Raw genomic sequence first — 24,588 nt, 5'->3', positions numbered from 1 at the left:
TTGCCTGAAAGTGGCGGAGTCTTGCATGATCCTCTCTTAGTTTTTTTGTGTGATTCGACGAAAATTTTCCACTGGCCCGCTCTTCGCCTGTGGTGATTCAATCGGCGTATGTCGCTGGACGAACTCCGAACTCTGCTGGCCCGTCATGCCCGAGCCGACGGAACGACCGCCATTGAGGACGTGCTGATCGGCCGCGAGGAGTCGCAGGCACCTCATGCGTCCATGACGGGTACGGTCATGGCGCTGATCGCTCAGGGCGCCAAACGCCTCGCACTGGGCGAGCGCGTGTACGAGTACAGCGCCGGCCAGTACCTGGTGGCCTCCGTCGACCTGCCTGTCACCGGCCACTTCGTCGGGGCCACACCGGAGCGGCCGGCACTAGGTCTCGGCTTGCTCCTGCAAGCCTCGGACATCGCCGAGATGATGCTGCAGACCGCTCACTCCTTCGCGCAGAACGGCACCGCGCCACCCGCTCTCGCCGTCAGCGACGCCCCCGACGAGTTCCTCGACGCCGCCGTCCGACTGCTACGCCTGCTCGACCAGCCCCGAGACAGGGACATGCTCGCCCCCCTCATCAAGCGGGAGATCCTGTGGCGTCTGATCACCGGCGAGCAGGGCGCGACGGTTCGGCAGATCGGCCTCGCGGACAGCAATCTCTCCCATATCGCCCGAGCCGTGCAATGGATTCGGGACAATTACAAAGAGCCGTTCCGGGTGGACGACGTGGCGGCTTCGGTCGGAATGAGCACTTCCGTGTTCTATCGGAATTTTCAGGCCGTCACCGGAATGAGTCCCATCCAGTTCCAGAAGAAGATGAGGCTTCATGGGGCCCGGCTTCTTCTGGCTGCGCATCCCAAAGACATCGCATACATCGGGTACCATGTGGGGTACGACAGCCCGTCCCAGTTCAGCCGAGAGTACCGGCGCCTTTTCGGCGTTCCTCCCAGTCGGGACGCGATCAAATTCACGGTGCGCATCACCGGCGAAGAGAACCACGATGTGTAGGCCTCGGGCCATCGACAATCCTTCTCTGGATCGAGTCACGAGGAGATCGCGCATGCCTCATTCCCCGAGCCCGGGTGGCGGCTCGGAGTTCTCCCGGCCGCGTTCCGCCGGCGGCGCACCCACAGTGTCTGCGGCTCGGCCGGTCTGCTCGTGGGGGCGGTCGCGCCTTGTTGCCGGAGCCTGGTTCGAAGCTGATACCGGGCCGGCCTCGGATGCCGGACCGGCATACGCTGCGCGGGATCCCATTCGCGCATTACGTGTTGCTGAGCCGTGACCAGCAGGAAGTGCCTGGCGGCCTCTTTTGCGCGGGCACAACCGAGAAGGCGCATGCCATGGGAGTTACGCTTCCGCCCCCGCCGGGAACGCCGGACACTTCAGTCGGGGAACCGGACGCGCCGGTCCGGGAGGCGGGCACGCGCCGGTGATATCGCACGCATGAGGCTCAACCCTCCCGCCTCCTGGCCCCTACCAGCTGTTCGGGGTGTTGTGCCGGGTCATTCGGATCGCTCTCGTCAAGAGCCTGATTGAGGACAGCAGCGGCCTGGCGTTCGGCAACGGTCACCCGACGCTGTATTTCCGGGTGCACCTGCTGCTTGCCGTCATCTCCTTAGCAAGGAGGACGGTCATCGGTTTGCGCGGGGTGCGTGCAATGTGCGTCGCGCGTCATAGAAACTCAGCCGGCCCGGGACATCGGCTCGGCCGCAACGAATGTGGGAGGACCGAGTGATCGTCGTCTTCGTGCTGGTCGCACTGCTCGGGTTGTCCGCTCTAGTGGCGGCCAACTGGCTGGTGTGGCGTCGGCTGTTCCGCGACACAACCCGAGGTCCTGGGATCGTGCGCCGCGCGGGCGTGGTGGTGATCTGCGGTGGCTGGGCACTGACGGTCGGCACCTTCGTCAGTGTGTGGACGGATGCTCCCTTCCGGCTCCTACAGGTCCTGGCCTGGCCGGGCTACCTGTGGCTCGTGCTGTCGATATACCTGCTGCTGTGGGTGCTGGCGGGTGAAGCCGTGCGCCCGTTGCTGCTGCGGCGGTCCGAACAGCGGGCGGTTCCCAAGGACGCTGTATCAGCGCGGGAACCGGTACCGACGGAAGCGACTCCGGCCGCGTCACCGGCCACTACGTCGGACCGCGTGACGTCCACGTCCCCTGCGTCCGTGATCGACCCGGAGCCGGGGGCCCGCACCGCGGGGCCCGTCGAGCCGTCCGGCCGCCTCTCCGTTCCCACCCGTCGTCTGTTCGTCTCCCGGGTGATCGCCGGTGCCGCTGCCACAGCCGCCGTGGGAACCGTCGGTTACGGCACATACGGCGTTCTGCGTGGCCCGAAGGTGAAGCGGGTCACCGTCCCGGTGGCCAAGCTCCCGCGTGCGGCGGACGGTTACCGGATCGCGGTCGTCAGTGACATCCACCTGGGCCCCGTTCTGGGGCGCGGCTTCGCCCAGAAGGTCGTCGACACGATCAACGGCACGCAGCCCGACCTCATCGCCGTGGTCGGAGACCTGGTGGACGGCAGTGTGCCGGACCTCGGCCCCGCGGTGGCACCGCTCGCCGGGCTCCGTGCCCGGCATGGGGCGTTCTTCGTCACCGGCAACCACGAGTACTACTCGGGAGCCGAGCAGTGGGTGGAAGAGGTACGCCGCCTGGGCCTGCGCCCCTTGGAGAACGCCCGCACCGAACTGCCACAGTTCGACCTCGCCGGTGTCAACGACATCGAGGGCGAAAGCACGGGCCAGGGCCCCGACTTCGCCCGGGCACTCGGTGACCGGGACAGAGCACGCGCGTGCGTGCTCCTCGCCCACCAGCCGGTAATGATCCACGATGCCGTCGAACACGGCGTCGACCTCCAACTCTCCGGCCACACTCACGGCGGCCAGCTCTGGCCCGCCAACATCCTCGCGAACCTGACGAGCCCGACCGTGGCCGGCCTGGAGCGCTACGGCGACACCCAGCTCTATGTCAGCCGGGGAGCGGGCGCCGCTGGTCCGCCGACACGCGTCGGCGCCCCCTCGGACATCACAGTGATCGAGCTGGCGTCCCTCCGGGCGTGAGCAGGCTCCACCGGCGCGACCGGGGACAGCGTCAGGTGGACGGCCGGCGACGGTATAGCAGCCTCAGGGCAGCAGGGGCGCCGCCGGCCTCCGCTGCGGCGGCGCGCGTGCGGGGACGTGGGTGGCAGCGTGGCCAGGCCGACCGGCTCGCCGCGGGAGCCGACCGTGCCGGACGCCACGATCGGGCTCGGTCCGCGTACGTCGGTGACGCCCGACGTCTGCTGGATCTCGTCGTACATGGGGGCGATGGTGACCTGGGCGTCCTCGACGTCGGCGGCGTTGGAGACGACGCGATCTCGGCGCCGTCGCCGGCCTGTTCGCTGCCGTGCTTCTCGCACAGCCCGGTCGCGACCTGGGAGTCGGGCCCCGGCAGGGTGAAGTCGTTCTCGCAGGCGGAGCCGGCGGCCCCGGAATCCGGGGTGGTCGCGGCGGGCACAGTCACCCAGAGCACGCTGGTGGCCCAGCGGTGACGCTGTGCCCAGCCAGCCAGAGTGCCGAACCGGCCGATACGCGCACTGTCGGCCGGCCATGGCAGGGGTGCGGAGCGAGGAGCGCGGCTGAGCCGCAGAGAGAAGACGCGTTGCCGCCTCCAGTCTGAGCGAGTGGGACCGGGACGTCACTGTCGCGCCCACCAGGCGCCGACCCGCGCCGGCGCAGTGACGGCCAGGGAGGTGAACAGAGCTGCAAACCGGACGATCACGCCCCCGGCCCATCCCGAGGCGCACTGGTCACCAAGATCCACTCAGCTTGCGACAGCAGGGCCGTCCGGTCACGAACGGGGATCAACGTAACGGATCGGCGGCATGTCCTGCGCCAACGGGATCAATGTCTGGCTGTCGTGCGGGGTCGCCCTCGGGATGCCGACGGACAGGGGCTGACCGGTTCGCTCGGTGATCCTCACTCACACCCCTGGCCCTCGATCACTCCGTGAACCGCCGGTGAGCTGTCGCTCCCGACGGCCCGAACGAAACCGAAGGCAGCTGCTGCCACGCGCAGCCCGGTGTCGCGACGAACGATCGCCACGAGCACCACTTCCCAGCACTACTTCCCGATCATTCCTGTGCCGGCGTCGGCCGCCACTCTGCGGGCGAGTCGGCTCCTCCGGCACCACCCGCTGGAACGACACCCACAACGCGTCCGGCGCCGGCCGGGGATTGCGGGACAGCCTTAGCCTTCACAGCCATCGCCTGCAGCCTGATCTGCTACCGCAGACTCACCGCATGAGACAACGTCTAGGGACGGAGCCGTTCGGCATGGACGAGGCTCCCGAATCGCCCGGTACCATGGTCCACACGGCAGACGAGCCGGGTGGGCGGCCGCGTGAAGACCCTTCGGGGGCTTCCCGAGGAACGTCCGGGCTCCACAGGGCAGGGTGATGGCCAACAGCCACCCGGGGTGACCCGCGGGACAGTGCCACAGAAAACAGACCGCCCGGCACTTCGGTGCCGGGTAAGGGTGAAACGGTGGTGTAAGAGACCACCAGTGCCTAGGGTGACCTGGGCAGCTAGGTAAACCCCACCCGGAGCAAGGTCAAAAGGAGCGCCGTGAAAGGTGCTCTGCGCGGACGTTCGAGGGCTGCCCGCCCGAGTCCGCGGGTGGACCGCACGAGGCCGGCGGCAACGCCGGTCCTAGATGGATGGCCGTCGCCGGCGGACCCGCGAGGATCCGCCGGAACAGAACCCGGCGTACAGCCCGACTCGTCTGCCGCTGCTCGCTTTCGCAGGTCAGAAACCATCTTCAGCTCCCGCACGTACCCTTCGGGTCGAACTCGGGTCCGGATCCACACCTCGCGTAGCGTCAGACGAGTTCAACCTGCGCAAGCGCATGTGGGTCATTTCGGGCGCACTGTGAGTGGGGCGGGGTTCGGAAGGTGGCGGACGGCGGGACGGGGAGTGTCGGGCCGCATGGGCGATATTGTCTGGCGTGTCCCTGTCGGGGCGCGTAGGTGGCATGGTCGCATGCGAGGCGCCGCTGTTCTGGTGGAAACGTTTCAGACGTCTCGTGGCGAGGAGTGCGTGGGCGAATCCGCGGCAGACGGCTGAAGCGGGACAGAGATCACAGTAACGCAACACTCGCCGTATTTCGTTCCTTCTCGGAGATGGAACCTGCTCGCCTTCCGGTTGCCTGGGCGGATAACCGTAACCATAGTGCCCTCCATCGGTCTTCTTTTATGCAGACCGGTGATCCCGCGCAGGGGCGACCGCCATTGACGGGCTGTTGCTCGATCCCCCGGCGGTTTCGGTGTTGCCGCAGTAACTGGGGGTGGCAATGTCGGAGCGGATCCCTGAATGCGGAGATCGCACATGACGGGCGACGGAGAGCCCAGGGTCGAAGAGAGGTCTCGACATTTGGCCGGTGCCCATGGTGACAATTGGACGCTCGGTCGGCCTGTCCTTCCTCCGGCGGCTGTTTGCGGTATCCCGCAGTGGACGATCGCGGGTGAGAGTGTGGGACCAGTGGTTCCGGAAGTCCGCTGAATGTGCTGAGATATGGTGCGTAATATGCGAATTCACCCCACTGTGGACCTGACTTCAGGGAGCCTCACTGTTCGATTCTCGGTCGAGCACTGCCGTTCGTCCACCGGATTTCGGGCAGGGGTGCAGAGGGCTCGTCGGCACCGTATGCTCGTCTTTCCCCCGGCCAAGCCCGGGTGGGACGCATATACGCGTAGTAGTGGGTTCTTGCAATGCGGTGGTGTTCGATGCGATTGAAGTTCGCTGTGCTTGGCCCAGTCAGGGCGTGGCGCGATGACGCGGAGCTGACACTCGGATCACCCAAGCAGCGGGCTCTTCTCGCGCTGCTTCTCACCCAAGCCAATCAACCAGTCCCCGTTCACGAGATAGTGGACGTGCTGTGGGGGCAGGGCCCACCGGACAGCGCGGTGAATGTGGTGCAGCGTCACATCGGTCAGCTCCGACGGCTGCTGGAACCCGATCTCCCGGTCAGGGGAACGTCCCGGTGGCTGGTGCGCGGATCGGGTGGCTATCGCCTGGAGGCCGATACGGCTGATCTTGATCTGCTGCGTTTTCGTGCTCTGCGACAGCGAGCAAGGCAGGCGGCAAACGAAGGAGAACCGGCCGAGGCGGCCGAGCTGTTGATCGAGGCCCTGCAACTATGGCGGGGCCCCACCGCCTCCGGAGTCACTCCCGAGATCCGATCCCACCCCAACTTCGCCGCAGTGGACGGCGAGCATCTGGCCGCGGTCAAGGAAGCCGCCCAACGCACACTGGAGGCCGGTCCGGACGTGGGCGTACGAGTCCTGACGACGCTCAGACAGGCGGCTGCGAATCACCCACTGGACGAGGTCCTGCAAGCCAGACTGATTCAGGTACTCGCCGCCACCGGACACCAGGCGGAGGCCCTGGACGTCTACCAGACTGTACGCGCCCGTCTCGTGGACGACCTGGGTCTGGACGCGGGACCCGAACTGCTGTCGGCGCAGCAGCAGGTCCTCCAGCAGACCGTGACGACAACTGCGTCGATCGCTGCCCCGAAAGTCACCGTGTCAGGCACCAATGACACAGGCTTTCGTAGCAGCACCGCAAGCTCTGGCCACGCCACCACAGCCTTCGGCGTGAACACCGGTGACTCCGGCGGCAATGCTCTGGAACCCGTCGAGAAGTCGTCCGCGAGGCGGTCGGCAACGGCTGAAACGGTGCGTCCTGCCCAACTTCCCGCAGACCTACCGACGTTCACAGGGCGTTTCGGTGAACTGGCGTCCCTCAGCGACCCCCGGACGGCCGAAGACGAACGAGCGCCGACCTCACTCATCCGGGTGATCGGTGGCATGGCGGGAGTGGGGAAGACGGCGCTGGCCGTGCACTGGGCCCACCGAGTCGCCGAGCAGTTCCCCGACGGACAGCTGTTCATCGATCTGCGAGGCTTCCACCCCTCCGGTTCGATCATGAAACCCAGCGAAGCGATCCGGTCTTTCCTCGACGCTCTGGGTGTACCCGCGGACCGTATCCCCGCCGGACTGGACGCGCAATCGGCGCTCTACCGTAGTCTGCTGGCCGACCGCCGGATCCTCATTGTCCTTGACAACGCACGCGATACGGAACACGTCCGACCACTGCTGCCGGGGGCGGCCGGCTGCCTGGCCATTGTCACTAGCCGGAACCATCTGTATGGACTGGTGGCGGGCGACGGCGCGTACTCCATCACCCTGGACGCGCTCAACGACGCGGACTCGCTCCAGCTGCTGTCTCGACGGCTCGGCAGAGACCGAGTTGTCGAAGAGGCCGAGGCCGCTGCGGATATCGTCGAGGCATGCGGGCACCTGCCGCTGGCGCTCGCCATCGTCAGTGCCCGTGCCGCGATGAACCCGACGTTCACCCTCACGTCCATCGCGGGCGAACTGCTGGAGGACCGGGGCAGCCTCGACGCGTTCTCAGGCGAGGCCCCCGTCGCCGACGCCCGCAGCGCGTTCTTCTGGTCGTACAGCCTCGTCACGCCGGAGGCGGCACGGGTGTTCCGCCTGCTGGGGTTGCATCCGGGTGCTGACTGCTCGCTCGCAGCCGTGGCGAGCCTCGCCGGGCAGGAACCGCGCCAGATCCGGTCTGCGCTGACCGAACTGGTTCGGGCGAGTTTGGTGTTCGAGAGCATGCCCGGCCGTTTCTCCTGCCACGAACTGCTGCGTACGTACGGCGCGGAACTCGCCCACGCGCAGGGCACGGCGGATGAGGCGCGTGCGGCCCGACACCGGATGTTCGATCACTACCTTCACACCGCACACGCGGCGGACAGCATCCTGGCCCCCAAGTGGGAACGCATCAGCCTGCGGCCCGTCGCGGCGGATGTGACCGTATCGCAGCTCTCCGACCAAGTCGGGGCGGTGGACTGGTTGCAGACCAACCGTCCCGCTCTGTTCGCGGTGATCGAGGAGGATGCCAGGCGTGGGCACGGGCGCTACGCCTGGCAGTTGGCGACCCTCATGGAGCGGTACCTGGATCGCAACGGGCGCTGGGAGGAACAACTCCTCGTGCAGTCGACGGCGGCGACAGCCGCCCAGCGATTGGGCAACGTGCGGGGCCAGGCGCATGCGCACCGGGCACTCGGATTTGTCCACGGCCGGATGGAGCGCTGGGAAGAGGCGGACGCGCACCTGGCGAGGGCCCTGCGGCTCTACCAGGAAGTGGCGGATTTCTCGGGCCAGGGGCGTGTGCACCGGTACCTCGCCTTCTTGGCGAATCATCGCAAACGGTACGACGTTGCTCTGGAACACTACCGGCAGGCGGGCATGCTCTACCGGGTCGCTCACCGACCGAGTGGCGAAGCGAGTGTCCTCAACGAGCTCGGCTGGACGTACATCCTCATGGACAGGTACGGCGACGCTCTGGAGCAGTGCCACCGGGCCGTTGCGCTGCACCGGGAGATTGGTGACCGCAACGGCGAGGCCGCGGCCTTGGACAGCGTCGGCTATGCCTATTACCACTTGCACAAATACTCGGAGGCACTCGCATCCTACGAGCACGCGTTGCGGTTGTACCGGGAGATCAGCGACCTGTACCTGGAGGCCGACACACTGGTACACATCGGCGACACCCACCAGGCGGCCGGCCGTCACGCGAGGGCGGTGTTCGTCTGGCATCAGGCACTCGGCATTCTGGATGCGATCGGTCATCCGGACGCTGCGGGTGTCCGCGAGAGGGTGGACAGCTACGGTGCCGACCGGGACGCCGGAGCGGAGCCCCTGGACGCCTGAGGCCGCCGTGCGTGGGCCCCTGCGTCGTCCGACGCGGGGGCCCTTCGGTGTTCGGGACCCGTAGCGGTGGCCGTGATCAGCTCTTGACGCCGGGCAACAGCCGACCGGGGTCCTTGCCATCTCTTCTCGGTCCCGGGCGTTGATGTCAGAGCGAGAACTCTGTTGTCGGATCGGGCGTCAGACTTCCGTCAGTTTTTCGTAAGTACACGCGACTTACGCTCGCCGTGCGTGCCGTTCCCCGAGTGGGCTGCGGTCGGCGCCAGTTCCCGGCGCGTCAACCTCACCGGCGATTCACATCGTAAGCGGTCGACTGCTCACTGTCTTCGTGAGCTTGCGAAGTCAGTCTGGCCGACGCGCATATCGCCTTCCTCTTCAGGGAGTGGATTGTGAACACGACCACCTTCGCGGACGTCTCGACCGTGCGGCAGGACGAACTCCTGCGCACGATGGTGGCCGACCATGCGACGGCGTTGTTGACCTACACCGAGAGATTGCTGAACGACCGGCACGGGGCAGAGGACATTGTCCAGGAGACGTTCATCCGCGCGTGGTCCCGTCTGGAGAGGCTCCACCGTACTGAGGGTTCGATGCGGGGTTGGCTCATGACCGTGGCTCGGAACCTGGTAGTCGACCGAAAGCGGAGCGCCATCACCCGCCGAGAGCACCTCGGTACGCACGACCGGGACACCACTTTGCCCGATCACGCGGACGCGGTGGTGGCCTCGATGCAGGCCACCGGCCTGCTGCGGCAGCTGTCGCACGAACACCGTGAGGTGCTCGCGCACACCTATCTCTGCGACAGAACCGTCAATGAGACAGCGCAAATCCTCGGCATACCCGCCGGAACCGTGAAGTCCCGGCGGTACTACGCCCTCGACAGTCTGCGTGCGAACGCGACGACGTAGGGGAGTGTCGGCCGGGACGGCCTACGGGCCGTCGGTCATCGCCGCAGCAGCCTCCGCCGGACGAGACACCCGTCATGGTGCACCCGATTCGACATGTGGCGGGCTGAGTGCGTCGTGGCAAAGGGAGTCCCTGTTTGACGGTCAGGGTGTGGCGCTTGCGCCGGTCGCGTGACTTGCCGCCGTCGTATCCGCGGCTGTCCTCGCCGACGGTTTCGGAGGCATCCATCGACTGACTGTCGATGATCCCGCTGCTGGGCTCGGCATTGCGGCCGGCGCGCTCCCTCGCCGAACGGCGCGGGCGTTCGTACAGTTCACACACATAGTCGTAGGACCGTCAGCGGCGGAAGAAGTCGTAGACCGCCCGCCAGTACGGGAAGTCGACCGGCAGGGCCATCCACTTCACGCCGTTGTCGACAAGGTAGCGCACCGCGTCGAGCATCTCGCGGTGGCAAAACTCCTCCGGACGCCCGCCCCGCCTGAGGAGCCACGCCGGCACCGGCATCGCGGCGCGGACCTCGGCCCACTCCGCATCCGTCATGTCGCTGGGACAGCAGCCTGCCCGCCGTCCCGGCGCGAGCGAACCGAACCGGTGCACGTAGCGGTCGTGGGCGCAGGTGTGGAGATACTGCTCAACCGATCAGGCAACGGGCTTCCTCGGTCGTGCTGGTGTCGTAACCGTGTCACTGCCAAGGGGCCCGTTCTCGTATGCCCGAGGCCACACCCGAACCTCCGTCCAGATGATCACCCTTCGTCAGCGCCTGACGCATGTGAGGTGCTGGAAGGCAGCCGCCGCAAGCGCGGGCAGAGGGCTCTTCCGATCGGGGGCTTCCGTAGCTCGCCGTGTCCGTGTCGTGAACCGAATGGGCACCGTGAGCCGTTTTATGTACGGCGGGTCATGTACGACGAGCGCCGCGGCGGCGCCATGAGTCGAAGATGACAGCAGTCCGGGATCCGATCACAGAGCAGCATTGTGAGGCCTGGTGACTGTCGCCGAGACCACAGCCGTGTCGTTTACCAGGGACAGAGAGGCCATAGAATGTCCTCGATTTCACATATTGACATATCTCAGTCGAACTTGCTGCAGATGGCCGAACGAATCCGTCTGCAGGCGCGGGACGCTGCCGTCGACAACGAGGCTGCCCGGAGGCTGGTGCCGGAACTGACCGACGCGCTCCGGGACTCGGGGCTGATGCGGTGCGGGGTTCCAGCGACTCTCGGCGGTGCGCAGGCGCCGCCTGCTGTATCCCTTGCAGCCGCTGAAAACATAGCCCGCGGCGATGCGGCCACCGGCTGGTGCGTCATGATCGCGTTCACGAGCAGTCTGCTTGCGGCTCACCTGCCGCCGGCGGGAGCTACTGAACTGCTGAGTGATCCACGATCGGTGACGGCGGGGGTCTGGGCCCCGCGTGCGGTGGCCCACCCGGTCGATGGAGGGCTCGTCATCTCCGGCCGCTGGTCGTTTGCCAGCGGGATCACGCATGCTGACTCCTTCTTCGGAGGGTGCCTCCTCGAGGGTGCTCAGGAAGGTGGCGAGCCGGAGATGCGTCTTGTGGGGATGCCCACCACGCAGTTGCAGATGCTGGATACTTGGCACACCGTCGGCCTTCGTGGAACAGGAAGCCAAGATGTCGTGGCGGAAGAAATCTTTGTTCCGTCACGCCGGGTGATTTCTCTCACCGAGAGCCCCGTGGTCGACGCCCCGCTCTACAGGTTCCCGATATTTGGGTATTTTGCGCTGGCCGTCGCCGCAGTGGCGTTGGGTAACGCCCGGGGAGCGATCGAGGACCTGCTTGATCTCGCGAGCCGTAAGACCGTCGTCGGATCACGGCGCACTCTGGCGGGGAGGCCTGCCACACAGATCGCTGTTGCACAGGCGGAGGCCGAACTGCGTGCGGCACGTGCCCTGTTCTACTCGGCGATCGACGAAGCGTGGCGCGCGACGAAGTCCGGCGGCATCGTCTCCGCGGACCTGCGCGTCGGACTACGACTGGCGGCGACGCATGCCGCTCGCACGTCTGCAGAAGTCGTGAGGATCATGCACGACCTGGGAGGGGGCACAGCAATATATGACGACTCGCCACTGCAGCGACGGTCACGGGATGCGACCACTATCACTGCTCACGCCCAGGTCTCTCCCACGTTGTGGGAGACGACTGGCCGAATGCTGCTCGGCGTGCCGACGGATGTCGAGCGTCATCGCTTGTGACGAGGTCGCTGACTGGTAGCGCTGCGACGCTCCGTGTGAGGTTCCACAGCTGTGCGGGAGTGGTCACCGACGGATGAGCGCTGTCCTGTTCCCCTCCTGTTGGTTGATCAGTTGACGCGGGCGAGCCAGACGGCATCGGGGCCGGCTGGGAAATGGAGTCGGCCGGTGGTGTCGTGCACGGCCTCCCATATTGTCTCGGCGACATCGCTCTCCGTGGTGAAGACGACTTGACCCGCGGCGTTCTCCAGAATTTCGCCGGCGTACTCCGCGTACGGCGCCGGCACACGTGCGTAGGGCCAAGCGCCGCGCATCGCCCTGGTCGTGAAGTTCGCTGTGGGACAGGTGCCCGGGGCGACTGTTTTCGCCCGCACGCCGAAGGGGGCGAGCTCAAGGGCGAGTGAGGAGGTGAAACCCTCGATGGCCATCTTGCTGGCCTTGTAGACGGCTGAGAGGGGCATGTCTCCCAGGACCACACTGGACGTCACATTGACTACGACCCCGGATCCCCGTTCCCGAAAGTGGGGGAGGGCTGCTTGGGTTGTCGCCATCACGCCGAAGGTGTTGGTTTCGAACACCTCACGCACGTGATCCATGGAGGTGCCCTCGAACACGCCGATCGAAGAGACGCCCGCAGCGTTGACCAGGACGTCGATGGCTCCGCTTGCCTCGAAGGTGGCGGTGATGCTGTCCGGCTCGGTGACGTCGAGTTCGATGACGCGGAGCCGGTCTGCCTGAGGAAAGACCCCGGGACGCGGGGCACGCATGGTGGCGATCACGGTCCAGCCCCGCTTGTGGAAGTGGAGGGCTGTTTCGCGTCCGTACCCGGACGAGGCGCCGGTGATGAGCATGGTCGGCATGGAAGGTCCTTGCGATGTGGTGGGGCCGGGGCGGGCCCGTCAGCCGCTTTTCCGATCTGAAAAAGATCGGTGAACCCATTGAATCGCTCCGGCCTGCCGGAAAAGTAGAACTATTATGGCTTCTACTTGTGTGATCCTGCCTGTTCAACCCACGAGAGCGAGCTTTCAAGGGGCACGTGTGCTCCGTGGCCTGGCGGCGTTCCGGCTCGAGGCTGCACCGAGCCGGCGGCGGCACTCCCTGCTGAAGCGTGACGGGCTGTCGTAGTCGACACGTCGGTTGACCCGTGCAAGGTGCCCGAGCGGGAACCGGCAGTATGCGAGCCTCCTGCAGCCGTTCGGTGTCTGTGCCGGATGGGTTCATGGCAGAGCAGTGCGCAACCCCCCGCAGGGCGAGGATGTGGTCCTTGTGTGTGGCACGGGGGCTCGGCGCCGCCCACAGGGTTCCGACCCGGCGGATCACAGGACCTGACCGCCACGGTCTCGCGCTCGGTCAGCGGGGCGAGCCGAACCCGGCCGCGAGGTTCGTACGCGGGTATGGATCGGAACATCGCACCGAGCAGTCTGCTGGAAGCCGCACAGACGGCGGTCCCTGTCGCGGATCCCCGCGAGACACCATGCTGGTCGACGACTGCTCCCAACGGCTCCTGCGAGTCACCGCGCTGGGGTGCCAGCCGGGTGTACCGGTTCCTCGAGCGGCTGATTCATCGTGCAGTCCCGTCCTCCTTCGCGCCGACTCGGTAGCTGGATCGATCGGGCAAGAGAACGCGAGGATCGTTCTAGGGGTTCCACCGGGCGGCCCGGTTGAATGGGAACACCGGTTCTCCTGTGGGGCGCGGACATGCCTGCCTGCCTGTGGGCCTCGCGCACAGTGCAAGGGGCGGAAAACGAGCGAAGCGGCCCTGGCCGCCTCGCTTTCCTCGCTGGCTGGACGTTCCTCGACACGACCTGGCGGGCCGCGTATCCACTCGTTCGTTAGGCCTGTACAGGGAGGCACTCTTAGTGACTACGCCCACCGGACACGCAACCGTTGGTGGCGTCGAGTACAACGTCACACTCGTCGAACTCAACCAGGCGTCCCTGGACACTGACGCGACGTCGACCCGGCTCGAGGAACAGCTCGCGGAGCTCAAGTCCTTCGTCGTTTCGCTGGAGGGCGTCTGGAACGGCTATGCCGCCAACGAGTTCCAGGCATTGATGGCGCAGTGGGACGTGTACGCCGCGATGCTCAGGGAGGCGCTCACCGGCATCGCGAGCGGTTTGCGCGGCAACTACGAGAACTACAGCACCACCGAGTCGGTCAACCACGCCACGCTTGCGTCGATCCACGCCGGCATTCCCTCGGCCAACTTCTCCTGACTCTGCCGTACTCGGCAGGAGCGATCGGGGATCGGGTTCTCCTTCTCTCTATTCCTTTCGACAGAGGACGTACCGTGCCAGGAATTGATGACATACCGATCACAGTGACGCACGACCTTGGGCAAGCGGGGCCCTACCTGATCAACAAGGCGGACGATTGCGTCGACGACCTCAACAACCTGCGGCGCCGCCTGGCCCCGCTGGCCGAGACCTGGACCAGGAGCCAGGCCGCCGCGTACTACCAAGAACTGCAGGCCGAGTGGGATACGGCGGCGATGGGCCTGTTCGGTCCCGACGGGCTGCTGTCTCAGATCGCGCGCGCCATGAACATCAACTACGGCAATTATGAGAACGCCGAAATGTCCAACATAACCACCTGGCGCAACAGTAACTGATGAGCAGTCGGTACCGACTCTCTTCACAAGGAAGGCGGAAGTGGACGACGAAAGGTGCCGGGTCACGGTCGTCGGCAACCGACGGCGCGTTGATCTGGCGGTGCCGGCCCGAGCGGCCATTGCCGAATACGCGCCCAGACTGATTCGAATGTGCGGTCAGGAGGAGGAGAACGACGCCCTGCCTGCCGTGTGGTCCCTCGCCCTTGCCGGTGAGCGGCCGTTCTCCCCAGGCATGTCACTCGCGGAGTCAGGAGTCGCCGACGGTGCGACGCTGTATCTGCGGGACGTCTCCGCGGGGGAGGACGACGAGCCGGTCATCACCGACCTCGACGAACTGGTCCGGGAGGCAAACGAGGGCGGGGTGCGGTGGGATACCCGACACCGCGCTCTGACCCTCGCCTTCCTGGGAGTGGGCACGATGACGGTGGCGTTCGGCACCCTTGTGGTGCTCGGCCGCGCGGCGGGGAACTTCTACCCGCTGGGCGGACTCGGGGCGCTGATCACCGGTGTGGGAGCGGCCCTGCTCGCGGGTCACGCCACCCGCCGTGCGTGGCCGCTGCCACAGCCGGTGCGGCTGGGTGTGGCCTTGTCGGCCGTGCCCCTGCTGACGCTGGGCGCGGTCCTGTTCCCCTTCGCTCACAGTGCGTCGGCGGCGATACTCTGCGCGGGTGTCGGAGCAGTGATCGGCGCGCTCGCAGCCCGACTGGCCGTCAATCATGTGCTCACCCTGTCGACGCTGACACTGGCGGCCGTCGGCCTGCTGGTCACTGGCCTGTTGGCGGGTGTGGGCGTCACTCTCGTGGAGGCGGCCGCGGTGGTGGCCGTGTTGGCCATGGAGGGGTTACGTATCGCACCTGCGCTCTCGGGTCATCTGGTAGCGCTTTCCGACACACCGCGTGACGACGCCACGTCCGAGGAAACCGTCCCGGAGTTGGTCAGGCGGGGACGGCGGGTACTGGCCGGACTGAGCGTGTTGCTGTCCTCGGTGGCGATGGCGGCCTTCGCCGAGCTGGCCAGGAGCGGAAACCCCTACGCGCTCACGCTCACGGCGACCGTCGCCGGGGTGCTTCTGCTGAATGCCGGCCAGTCGCGGTTCACGGCCGCGGTACTGCCCCCGGCTGTCACCGGGGTCGCCGGTGTGGCGGCCTTGGCTCTCAGCGTGCCGGGGAATCTCGGCGCGCCGAACTGGGCCGGACCGCTCATCGGCGTGCTGGTCGGTTTGGCGATGTTCGGTACGGGCGTGGTACGTGCCCTGCCCGACGGTGAGCCGACGACCGAACGGCCGGGCTGGGTCGTCGGCCTGGCGGGCGCGCTCGCGCTGGCCTCGGTGCTGCTGGCGGTCGGCGTCTTCGGTGTGTTCGGTGACTTGATGCGCATGGGTGAGTCCCTGTGACACGCGGACTGCAACGCGTCGCCTCCCGCGGCTGGGGGGTGCACCGGACCATCGCCGCCGCTGTGCGCGCCGCTGCGGACGGCGCGGTGGTCTCGGTGCAACCCGGCTCCTACAGGGAGTCCCTGGTGTTGAACCGGGACGTCTCGATCGTGGCCGAGAAGGGGCCCGGCACGGTGACCGTGACGGCGGCGAACGGCCCGGTGGTGAACATGTCGGCGGGTCGAGTCGCACTGCGCGGCATCAACGTGTCGGGCGCGGCGGGGGACGACCCCGCGGTGCTGGCCCGGGGTGGTGAGCTGGACATGGAGGGCTGCGACATCTCCCAGGGGCGTCTTGAGCTCGCGCGGGACACCGAGGCGGTGGTGCGCGACTGTACGGTGCACGACGTACGCAGGGCCGGGGTGCATGTGACCGGCAAGGCCCATGGCACCTTCGAAGACTGCGACATCCACTCGATCGACGGTTTCGGTCTCACACTCGTCGACGCAGCCCGGGTGAAGCTGCTCCGTACCCGCATCCACCGGACCACGGACTGTGGGGTGTTGCTCAGTGGTACCAGCCTCGGCACGTTCGATGACTGCGACATCGCCCACACCGACAACGCGGGACTCCTGGTGGTCACCTCCGGACTCCCCGTACTGCGTGACTGTCGGCTGCATGACTGCAAGGCCCAGGGCGTACGCATCGAGGACGCGCCCGACACGCAGGTCCTGCCCGAGCCCGGCCCGCGACGCGCGGGTGTGCCGGAGGGCGCCAATGCCTCGGCCGGGCGGGACGAACGTCGTGTTCGTCTGGAGCGGTGCGAGATCTTCCGGATCCAGGCGGAGGGCGTCCTCATCTCGGGACGAAACGCGGTGCTGCTGCGGGACTGCGACATCCGGGAGACCCGGCGCGCCGGCGTGCTCGCCTACGGCGCTTCACAGGTTGAGCTGGAGTCCCTGCGCATCGTCGATGTGACCGGCACAGCACTCGCGGCTACCGGGGACGCGCAAGTGCGAGCACGCGATACGGAATTCTCCCGGACCGGCGCGACGAGCGTGGTGGCCGAAGGAGACGCCTCCTTGCACCTGACCGGCTGCCGGATCACCTCGGCCGCCGACTGTGGGCTGGCCCTGACCGGGAATGCCCACGCCGATCTGGCCGACTGCGTGGTCGAGGACAGCGCGCGGCATGGCATCCGCCTGCTCGGAAACGCTCACCTGCAGGCTGAGCGAACCAGTGTCACGCGCAGCGCGCTGGCGGGCGTCTCGGTCCACGAAGCCGACGCCGTGCTGCGTGACTGTGTCATCAGCGAGGCGGAGACCGGCATCCACCTGGACACCCGTCACCGGCCCATGGTGTGCGGCTGCGAGGTTACCTTGACGAGGCAGAGCGGGATCGAAGTGGCCGCCGGCACCACGGCACTGATCCACGGCGGGAGGGTGAAGGATTCCGGCTCGGCGGGCGTCCTGCTGGCACGGCAGAGCCAGGCCTGGCTGGAAGAGCTGGAGATATCCGGGGCGCGGGGCAGCGGTTTGGTCCTGTGGAGCGGAGCGGCACCCCGTGTCCGGAAGGTCACGGTCAGCGAGGCCGGCAAGAACGGTGTGTACATACATGAGGGCGGTGCGGGCCTGCTGGAGGACTGCGAGATCTCCGGCTCCGCCTTTCCCGCGCTGTATGTCGGCAGCAAGGCGGAGCCGGTCCTGCGGCGTCTTCTGGTGCGGGGCACGAAGGAGGACCTGTCGGCCGAGAAGGACGCGGCGCCGGTGTTCGAGGAGTGTGTCAGCAAGGACGTCGCGGTCAACACCATGCCGCAGGGAGAGACGGTCACGGCCGGCTCCGGGCTGGGCGCCGTCGGTAGAGGAACCCGGACCGCTCCGGGCAGGGCCGGGCCGGCCGGGAGTGACACGGCGCAGGGAGATCTGCCGCAGCTGCTCGCGGAGCTCGAGGAACTCGTGGGCCTGGAGGACGTCAAGGAGGAAGTCCATTCGTTGACCAAAGTGATGCAGCTTGTGAAGCGCCGCCAGGAAGCGGGCCTGGAACCACCACCTCTCAGCCGTCACTTGGTCTTCGCGGGCAACCCGGGAACCGGCAAGACGACCGTGGCGCGGCTGTACGGCCGGCTCCTCGCTGCGCTCGGGCTTCTCAGCCGTGGCCACCTGATCGAGACCGACCGCAGCTCTCTGGTGGGCGAGTACGTCGGGCACACCGCGCCGAAGACACAGGCGGTATTCCGACAGGCGCTGGGTGGCGTGCTGTTCATCGACGAGGCGTACGCCCTGGTTCCGCACGGGCAGCAGAACGACTTCGGGCTCGAGGTGATCTCCACGTTGGTGAAGCTGATGGAGGACCACCGTGACGAGGTCGTCGTCATCGCTGCCGGTTACCCGACGGACATGCGGCGCTTCATCGACTCCAACCCCGGACTGTCCTCCCGCTTCACCCGAACCCTCACCTTCGACGACTACTCCCCCCAGGAACTGGTGAGGATCGTGCGCTATCAGGCCGGCCGTTATCAGTACCAGCTGCCGAACGAGACTCTGACCGAGCTGCACGCATATTTCTCGAGCCTGGAACGGACGGAGCACTTCGGCAACGGTCGGACTGCCCGGCAGGTCTTCCAGCGGATCACCGAGCATCATGCGCAGCGGATGGCGGATCTGCTCGATGCCAGCAAGGACGACCTGATGGTCATTCTGCCGGAAGACCTGCCGCCCCGCGTTTCGGCGGGAGAACTTTCATGAGCGAAAGCGCGGGGCGGGTGAGCTATTTCCACTGCGGGACCATCAATTCTAATGGTCCTTCTTCACTGGGTGTTGTTCTCGCGAGGCGGTACAGCGAAACCGTAACGAATGTTGTCGAAAGGTGAGTCGCTGGTCCTCGCACCATTCCCCACAACGACTTTGCCCGTGTGATCGGTCGAGAATCGTGAGTGCCGATCCATCCTCGCGTAAGTCTGGCCTGACGTATTGATCAGGGCCACATATTCGCCGACCAGCTCCAGCGTCGTGGCGAAGAAGTGGAGCGCCTTTTCCATCGTGGGATTCATCGATGCGGCGAACTGGTGCGCGATGGGTTGAATGTCGCTGGGGGTCTCTTGTACGGCCGTGGCGTAGTAGCTGGGGTCCTTCTCCAGGTCGGTCTCCTTCTGTCCGAACACGGTGTCCTTGACCGAGAAAACGTGGTCGCGGAGGCGTTGATACTGCTCGACGGCCGTCCGTGCCGAGCTCAGCACCGCTGCCTCGGCAGCACGCATACCAGGAAGGTCTGCCCTGATGGGAGGCGTCGAAGGGATGTCCTCGGTGTCGACCGCGGAGGCGCCGTCGACTCCCGGGTTCGGGGGGTGGAGGTTGTACGAAGGCGGGGTGTCCCAGGCGACGTCCACGAGGGGAACGAGATACGAGAGATCTTTCCCTCTGTCCAGGTCCGGGGTGTCGGACCCATTCTTCCCCGGGTCCGGCCAAAAGTCGTACTGCGAGTGAATTATTCCGTCATCATCTGCCACGGGTTTCTCCTTTTGACTCCGAACGGAAGAGCTGTCGCCGGCTGCGGTTCGACGATAGTCGAGAAGCTGGCGACGCGGGCCGTGCTAGTGTAAAAGATACGTCAAGTGATTGCTTCGGCAATCGAGATGAATCATGACAGTCAATGTAACAGGATTCTCTTCGAGTATTGTCGCTGCCGTCGGATGTGGCATTATGGCCAACGTTCGCGCGGGCTCGGCGACAAGACCAGTCCTGATCTCGTCATCGAAAGGTCCAGCTCATGCCCGCCATGTCGTGGTCCGACTTCCAGGTTCATTTGCGGGAGATGCAGGCAGCCGTTGGTGTCGTCCGAGAGCGTTCCTCGGACGTGGAGGCGGCCATGGGAACCATACGGACGGTCTTCGCAGAGATCGGCAACCAGTGGCAGACCCCGTCGGCTCTCACGCTGGAGGAGATCCAGGACTGGTTCACGCGCGCTTCGGCGGACCTGTACGCCTTGCTTGAAGAGGTCGTTCGGCGCCTGCAGGTGGCCTACGACAACTACCACCGGACCGAACTTGCGAACCGCCAGAACCTGACCTGACAGAGGCGGGCGAGCGACAGCAGTCATCGCCCAAACGATCACATCACGGAGACGGCATGCCCCCCATACACATGGCTGACTACGACTCGGTGTCTCTCTACATCGACCCCACGGGCCTCGCCGGGAGCGCCAACCGGCTCCGATCACTCGCCCAGGATGTCGCGGACTCGATCACTTCGATCCAGCACACGTTGGAAGGGCTGGCACTCGGCTGGGCCGGCAAAACCCAGGAGGAGGCCCAGGCGATGAACCAGCGCTGGACGGCCGTCATGCGTGAACTGTTCGGCAGCGAGGGCGACGCCGGCAGCGGTGTCCTCAACGTCCTTGCCAGCGGCACCGCTGCTGTGGCAGCGGGAAGTGCTCACATCGAGATCGAGATCGCCGACATGTTCCGGAAGTTCTCCGAAGGTCTCGCCGCACCTGGTGACGGCAGCGGCACCCCCACCTCCCCTCCCTCGGACCGGACGGACATTACCGTCACCGCCATCACTGCGGACTGGTGAGACGGACACCCTCATGACCAGAACAGCCTTCCACCGCCCCGCTCGCACCATCCCCCCCATGGTGCAGGAGAGCAAGATTTCGCTCGCCGCCCCACCGCAGAAGCCGGTCAACAACCAGGCGTCGAACTGGCTGATGATCCTGCTGCCGCTCCTCAGCAGCGTCAGCATGGCTGCCTACATGGTCACCTTCGGCCGCCCATGGATGATCGTCCTCGGGGTGTCGTTCGTTGTCCTGTCCATCACCGTCACTCTCTGGGTGCGCTGGCAGTACTCCAACAACACTGAGCGACAGCGCGTTCGCCAGCGCGACCGCTACCTGGACTATCTTTCCGACATTCGCTCTCAGGCTCGTGCCTCCGCTGCCGCTCAGCGGTTCGCGGCCGCCTTCGTGTTCCCCAGTCCGGCCCGGCTGTGGGCGATAGCGACGCACCGCAGGCGAGTCTGGGAACGCCGACAGGACGACGTCGACTTCCTCAGACTCCGCCTCGGGCTGGGCACCGGCGCGGCCCAGCTCAAGTTGACCCAGGGCAACCGCAGCGACCCGACCACCGAAGTGGAGCCGCAGTCCCAGCGCGCGCTGGAGCGGCTGATCCGTGACTGCTCCACCGTGGGCCTGCAGCCGGCCTGGATCGATCTGTCCCGCTCGGGCGTGGTCAGCCTGCTCGGCACCCGGGAACGCACACGCGCCACAGCCACCGCGCTGCTGCTCCAACTCGCCGTACTCCACGACCCCGACAGCGTCCAGCTCCTTCTGCTCTCCGGCAACGAGAAGGCTGACGGTGCCGCGGTCGGCAACGGCACCAGCTCCCCCTGGGAGTGGGCCAAATGGCTGCCACACACCCATGACACCGACTCGTCCGCCGAGGCGGGAATCCTGCCCGGCGTCGCCAACGAGTTCGACGGCATCGCGGACCTTCTGGAACAGCGGCTGGAACGCGCCCGCACCGAGCTTGCCGAGCGGGCGACTGTGTTGTCCGCCGTGCGGTCCAGGGATCCCGGCCGACGCTGCGTCGTCGTGCTCGACGGTTACCGCCCAGACGTCACCTGGGCCGGCTCTCCGCTCATCACCGAGCTCTTCGCGTTGGCCGGCCCCGAGACGGGTATTCACGTCATCTGCCTCGTCGGCAAGGAGAACGAGGAACCCGGACGTGTCGACGTTCGCGTCCGCCTGACCGGTTCGCAGAGCCTCGCACTGCAGAGCCGCGACCCGTCACTGGCCGGCATGGTGGAGAACGCGGTGGCCGACGAGGTCGAGCCAGGGATATGTGAACAAGTGGCGCGAACCCTTGCCCCGCTGCGGCTGTCCGGAGAACGGGAGCAGGTACTGGCCCGCACTGTCTCGTTGCCGCGCATGCTGGGTGTGGACGACCTGGCCGACTTCGACGCCAGTGCGAACTGGCGTACCCCCGACGACGAGGCACTCCTGCGTACGCCGATCGGGATCACCGGCTCGGGTGAGGAACTCGTGCTCGACCTGAAGGAGTCCGCGCAGGGCGGTATCGGTCCGCACGGCCTGGTGGTGGGTGCCACCGGTTCCGGCAAGAGTGAACTGCTGCGTACCCTGGTCACCGGGCTGACCATGACCCACTCGCCCGAACACCTCAGTTTCGTCCTGGTCGACTTCAAGGGCGGGGCCACCTTCGCAGGCGTCACCGAACTCCCGCACGTCGCGGGCCTGATCACCAATCTCGCCGACGATCTGGCCCTGGTCGACCGGATGCGGGCCGCCCTCGCCGGGGAGCAGCAGCGCCGCCAGCAGATGCTGCGTGACGCGGGCAATGTGGACTCGGTCCGCGAGTACCAGATGCTGCAGGCGCAGGGCGCCACCGGCGCCGACGGCAGGCCGCTGGAGCCAATGCCCTACCTGATGATCGTGGTGGACGAGTTCGGCGAGTTGCTGTCCCAGCGCCCCGAGTTCATCGAGTTGTTCGTGCAGATCGGCCGCGTCGGCCGGTCGCTGGGCATGCACCTGCTGCTGGCCACGCAGCGCCTGGACGAGGGCCGCCTGCGGGGCCTGGAATCCCACCTGTCCTACCGCCTTTGCCTGCGTACCTTCTCGGCCGCCGAGAGCAAGGCTGTGATCGGCACCAACGACGCCTACAAACTGCCGTCACTCCCCGGCTCCGCATATCTCAAGGTCGACGAGTCGGTCTACGTGCGGTTCCGCGTCGCCCACATCTCCGCCCCGCATCTCGGAGCGGACGCGGAGCACCCTGACACGAACCCGGTGGTCGCACCGGTGCCCTTCGGGTTGCGCACCTCCGAGCACGCCTTGCGTGCCCGCTCCGAGGAATCGGATGCCGAACAAGCCTCCGTCCCGGTACCCGTAGCCGGCACGCGGACCGAGATGGAGGTCGCGGTCGAGCGCATACGTCTGCACGGACGACCTGTGCACCAGGTGTGGCTGCCGCCCCTGCCGGCTCACATCGATCTCGACTCCCTGCTGGGACCCCTCGCGCACACTTCGGAGCGGGGTCTGCAGGCTGCTGAGGAGATCATGCCGCTCGGCCGCCTCGCCTTCCCCGTCGGAGTACTCGACCTGCCCGCACAGCAGGCACAGCGCGCCCTCGTGGTGAACCTCGCCGGCTCGCACGGACACATGGCCCTCGTGGGCGCCCCGCAGACGGGAAAGAGCATGGCCCTGCGCACCATGCTCCTCAGCGCCATGACCACCCATACACCGGCCGAACTGCAGTTCACCTGTGTCGACTTCGGTGGTGGGTCACTCGGCTCGTTCGAGGACGCCCCGCACGTGTCCGGCGTCGCTTCCCGGCACAACGAGGCACGTGTCCGGCGCGCACTCGCCGTCGTCCGACAGACCGTCGTCGACCGCGAACGGATATTCGAGCAGCACGGCATCGACTCCGCCGCCGACTTCCGCCGGCTCCGAACCGAGGGGCGCCTTCCCGAGGGCCTGAACGCCGCCGACCTGGTTCTGGTCGTCGACAACTGGGCAGCCCTGCGTACTGCCGTGGAAGAGGCCGAAACCTACGTCCACGACATCGCCACCCGAGGTCTCGGTGTCGGTGTGCACCTTCTGCTGACCGCCAACCGCTGGGGCGAGATCCGCACCAATCTGCGCGACAACATCGGCGGCCGACTGGAACTGCGACTCAACGAACCAGGTGAGTCCGAGGTCAACCGCAAGGCGGCTCGTGCGCTCGCTTCCGCGGTCGCCGGGCGCGGCATCGTCTTTCCCGGTGAGCTCATGCACATCGCCCTGCCCCGGCTCGATGGAACGCAAAGCCTGATGGGTCTCGCCGAGGCGCAGCAGAAAGCCATCGCGGCATGTGCTGCCGGCCACCACGGCCCGACCGCCCCGCCCTTGCGTGTTCTGCCCGACCGCATCACGGTGGCCGACCTCCAGGCAGCGGTGGCCGCCGTGCGTACAGGAAGTGAGGAAACCGGGACGGCGGAGTCCGCCACCGCGGTCCCGATCGGTATCACGGAATCGGACCTGACCCCGGCCGTCGTCGACGTGAACTCGGGCGACCCCCATTTCCTGGTCGTGGGTGACTCCGGATCCGGCAAGACGTCCTTCCTGCGCTCCTGGATGCACGCCATGGCCGAGCGGAACTCCCCGTGGGACATCCGTTTCATGGTCGTCGACTACCGCCGATCCCTGCTGGGAGTGGTCCCGGACGAATACCTTGGCGCCCAGGCGGCCAACAGCGAGCATGCCGCCGCGTATGTGGAACAACTCGTCGGGAAGCTCAAGGAGCGGATGCCCGCACCCGACATCACTCCCCAAGAACTGCGGTCGCGCAGTTGGTGGAGCGGGCCGGAGTTGTGCCTGGTCGTGGACGACTACGACCTGGTCTCTGGAGCGCCGGGCTCCCGAGGTCCGCTGGCGCCGCTCGCCGAATACATCACGCACGCCGCGGAGATCGGCTTGCACATCGTGATCGCACGACGCACCGGCGGTATCTCGCGGGCTCTTGTCTCGGACCCGTTGATCAGCCGGCTGCACGAGTACGGGACAGGCGGCCTGATCCTCTCAGGCGACCCGAGGGAGGGCGGCATCCTCGCGGACCAACGAGCAGCCCGCCGACAGCCGGGTCGCGGCGTCCTGGTCGGCCGACGGCATGAGCCGGTCGTCATCCAGACGGTTCTCGACCCTGAACTCGTAGCCACCATCCCTTCCTGACACCCCTCGCCACGCTCAAGTCGC

Annotated in this window: 16 protein-coding genes, 1 other RNA gene and 1 pseudogene; 15 read left to right on the top strand and 3 right to left on the bottom strand. The window is 66.7% G+C overall.

Annotated elements, in window-relative coordinates; translation table 11 throughout:
- Positions 1-108 precede the first annotated feature (108 nt).
- The 7 genes and pseudogenes from QFZ64_RS10955 to QFZ64_RS10920 all read left to right on the top strand — a co-directional run bounded on the left by QFZ64_RS10955 (position 109) and on the right by QFZ64_RS10920 (position 9,660).
- Positions 109-1,005 carry an AraC family transcriptional regulator gene (locus tag QFZ64_RS10955; RefSeq protein ID WP_307064691.1) on the top strand — a complete coding sequence of 299 codons (897 nt, stop codon included), beginning with the start codon at positions 109-111 and terminating at the stop codon, positions 1,003-1,005.
- Positions 1,006-1,440: 435 nt separating this feature from the next.
- Positions 1,441-1,732 (top strand): annotated as a pseudogene (locus QFZ64_RS10950) (hypothetical protein).
- Positions 1,729-3,051: a metallophosphoesterase gene (locus tag QFZ64_RS10945; protein ID WP_307064690.1), complete on the top strand. Its 1,323-nt coding sequence runs from the start codon at positions 1,729-1,731 to the stop codon at positions 3,049-3,051. The pseudogene QFZ64_RS10950 and the gene QFZ64_RS10945 overlap by 4 nt, the downstream one beginning before the upstream one ends.
- A 107-nt stretch (positions 3,052-3,158) precedes the next feature.
- Complete coding sequence (locus QFZ64_RS10940) at positions 3,159-3,521, top strand: hypothetical protein (protein ID WP_307064689.1); 363 nt, start codon at positions 3,159-3,161, stop codon at positions 3,519-3,521.
- 830 nt (positions 3,522-4,351) lie between these two features.
- Positions 4,352-4,755, top strand: an RNA gene (rnpB, locus tag QFZ64_RS10930) — RNase P RNA component class A.
- A 997-nt stretch (positions 4,756-5,752) separates the two neighbouring features.
- Positions 5,753-8,755, top strand: coding sequence for a BTAD domain-containing putative transcriptional regulator (locus tag QFZ64_RS10925; protein WP_307064688.1), 3,003 nt, complete (start codon positions 5,753-5,755; stop codon positions 8,753-8,755).
- Between the two features lie 386 nt (positions 8,756-9,141).
- On the top strand, positions 9,142-9,660 hold the full coding sequence (locus QFZ64_RS10920) for a sigma-70 family RNA polymerase sigma factor (protein ID WP_307064687.1): 519 nt from the start codon (positions 9,142-9,144) through the stop codon (positions 9,658-9,660).
- 334 nt (positions 9,661-9,994) lie between these two features.
- Here the strand turns inward: QFZ64_RS10920 and QFZ64_RS10915 are convergent, their stop codons facing one another.
- Positions 9,995-10,198, bottom strand: a complete 204-nt coding sequence (locus QFZ64_RS10915; RefSeq protein ID WP_307064686.1) for a transposase — start codon at positions 10,196-10,198, stop codon at positions 9,995-9,997.
- A gap of 546 nt (positions 10,199-10,744) precedes the next feature.
- Here QFZ64_RS10915 and QFZ64_RS10910 point away from each other — a divergent pair.
- A complete protein-coding gene (locus tag QFZ64_RS10910; RefSeq protein WP_307064685.1) occupies positions 10,745-11,866 on the top strand; it encodes an acyl-CoA dehydrogenase family protein in 1,122 nt (373 codons plus the stop codon).
- A gap of 107 nt (positions 11,867-11,973) precedes the next feature.
- Here the strand turns inward: QFZ64_RS10910 and QFZ64_RS10905 are convergent, their stop codons facing one another.
- Positions 11,974-12,723, bottom strand: coding sequence for an SDR family oxidoreductase (locus tag QFZ64_RS10905; RefSeq protein WP_307064684.1), 750 nt, complete (start codon positions 12,721-12,723; stop codon positions 11,974-11,976).
- A gap of 999 nt (positions 12,724-13,722) precedes the next feature.
- On the opposite strand from QFZ64_RS10905, the gene QFZ64_RS10900 reads away from it, so the two are divergent.
- From QFZ64_RS10900 to QFZ64_RS10885, 4 genes are all read left to right on the top strand, one after another.
- The gene (locus QFZ64_RS10900) at positions 13,723-14,079 is read left to right on the top strand and encodes a WXG100 family type VII secretion target (protein WP_307064683.1); all 357 of its coding nucleotides are present in this window, start codon (positions 13,723-13,725) and stop codon (positions 14,077-14,079) included.
- A 104-nt stretch (positions 14,080-14,183) separates the two neighbouring features.
- The gene (locus tag QFZ64_RS10895; protein WP_307064682.1) at positions 14,184-14,474 is read left to right on the top strand and encodes a WXG100 family type VII secretion target; all 291 of its coding nucleotides are present in this window, start codon (positions 14,184-14,186) and stop codon (positions 14,472-14,474) included.
- 40 nt (positions 14,475-14,514) lie between these two features.
- The gene (gene eccD, locus QFZ64_RS10890; RefSeq protein ID WP_307064681.1) at positions 14,515-15,867 is read left to right on the top strand and encodes a type VII secretion integral membrane protein EccD; all 1,353 of its coding nucleotides are present in this window, start codon (positions 14,515-14,517) and stop codon (positions 15,865-15,867) included.
- Between the two features lie 149 nt (positions 15,868-16,016).
- Positions 16,017-18,590, top strand: a complete 2,574-nt coding sequence (locus QFZ64_RS10885; protein WP_307064680.1) for a right-handed parallel beta-helix repeat-containing protein — start codon at positions 16,017-16,019, stop codon at positions 18,588-18,590.
- Positions 18,591-18,652: 62 nt separating this feature from the next.
- Here the strand turns inward: QFZ64_RS10885 and QFZ64_RS10880 are convergent, their stop codons facing one another.
- Positions 18,653-19,351 (bottom strand): hypothetical protein, encoded by a 699-nt coding sequence (locus tag QFZ64_RS10880; RefSeq protein ID WP_307064679.1) that lies wholly within the window; start codon positions 19,349-19,351, stop codon positions 18,653-18,655.
- 260 nt (positions 19,352-19,611) lie between these two features.
- On the opposite strand from QFZ64_RS10880, the gene QFZ64_RS10875 reads away from it, so the two are divergent.
- The 3 genes from QFZ64_RS10875 (at position 19,612) to eccCa (ending at position 24,564) form a co-directional block, all read left to right on the top strand.
- Entirely contained in the window at positions 19,612-19,914 is a 303-nt protein-coding gene (locus QFZ64_RS10875) for a WXG100 family type VII secretion target (protein ID WP_307064678.1), read from the top strand.
- Positions 19,915-19,985: 71 nt separating this feature from the next.
- A complete protein-coding gene (locus QFZ64_RS10870; protein ID WP_307064677.1) occupies positions 19,986-20,417 on the top strand; it encodes a WXG100 family type VII secretion target in 432 nt (143 codons plus the stop codon).
- 58 nt (positions 20,418-20,475) lie between these two features.
- Positions 20,476-24,564 (top strand): type VII secretion protein EccCa, encoded by a 4,089-nt coding sequence (gene eccCa, locus QFZ64_RS10865; protein WP_307064676.1) that lies wholly within the window; start codon positions 20,476-20,478, stop codon positions 24,562-24,564.
- The last annotated feature ends 24 nt before the right edge of the window (positions 24,565-24,588 follow it).

This window comes from Streptomyces sp. B3I8 (assembly GCF_030816915.1).
GTDB lineage: Bacteria > Actinomycetota > Actinomycetes > Streptomycetales > Streptomycetaceae > Streptomyces.
This window is presented reverse-complemented; position numbering and strand designations above follow the sequence as displayed.

Excerpts from the sequence above, each read along its gene's own strand:
- QFZ64_RS10875 (WP_307064678.1), top strand. The coding sequence starts at position 19,612 with ATGCCCGCCATGTCGTGGTCCGACTTCCAGGTTCATTTGCGGGAGATG.
- eccCa (WP_307064676.1), top strand. The coding sequence starts at position 20,476 with ATGGTGCAGGAGAGCAAGATTTCGCTCGCCGCCCCACCGCAGAAGCCG.
- QFZ64_RS10955 (WP_307064691.1), top strand. The coding sequence starts at position 109 with ATGTCGCTGGACGAACTCCGAACTCTGCTGGCCCGTCATGCCCGAGCC.
- QFZ64_RS10905 (WP_307064684.1), bottom strand. The coding sequence starts at position 12,723 with ATGCCGACCATGCTCATCACCGGCGCCTCGTCCGGGTACGGACGCGAA.
- QFZ64_RS10870 (WP_307064677.1), top strand. The coding sequence starts at position 19,986 with ATGGCTGACTACGACTCGGTGTCTCTCTACATCGACCCCACGGGCCTC.
- QFZ64_RS10915 (WP_307064686.1), bottom strand. The coding sequence starts at position 10,198 with ATGACGGATGCGGAGTGGGCCGAGGTCCGCGCCGCGATGCCGGTGCCG.
- QFZ64_RS10925 (WP_307064688.1), top strand. The coding sequence starts at position 5,753 with ATGCGATTGAAGTTCGCTGTGCTTGGCCCAGTCAGGGCGTGGCGCGAT.
- QFZ64_RS10910 (WP_307064685.1), top strand. The coding sequence starts at position 10,745 with ATGGCCGAACGAATCCGTCTGCAGGCGCGGGACGCTGCCGTCGACAAC.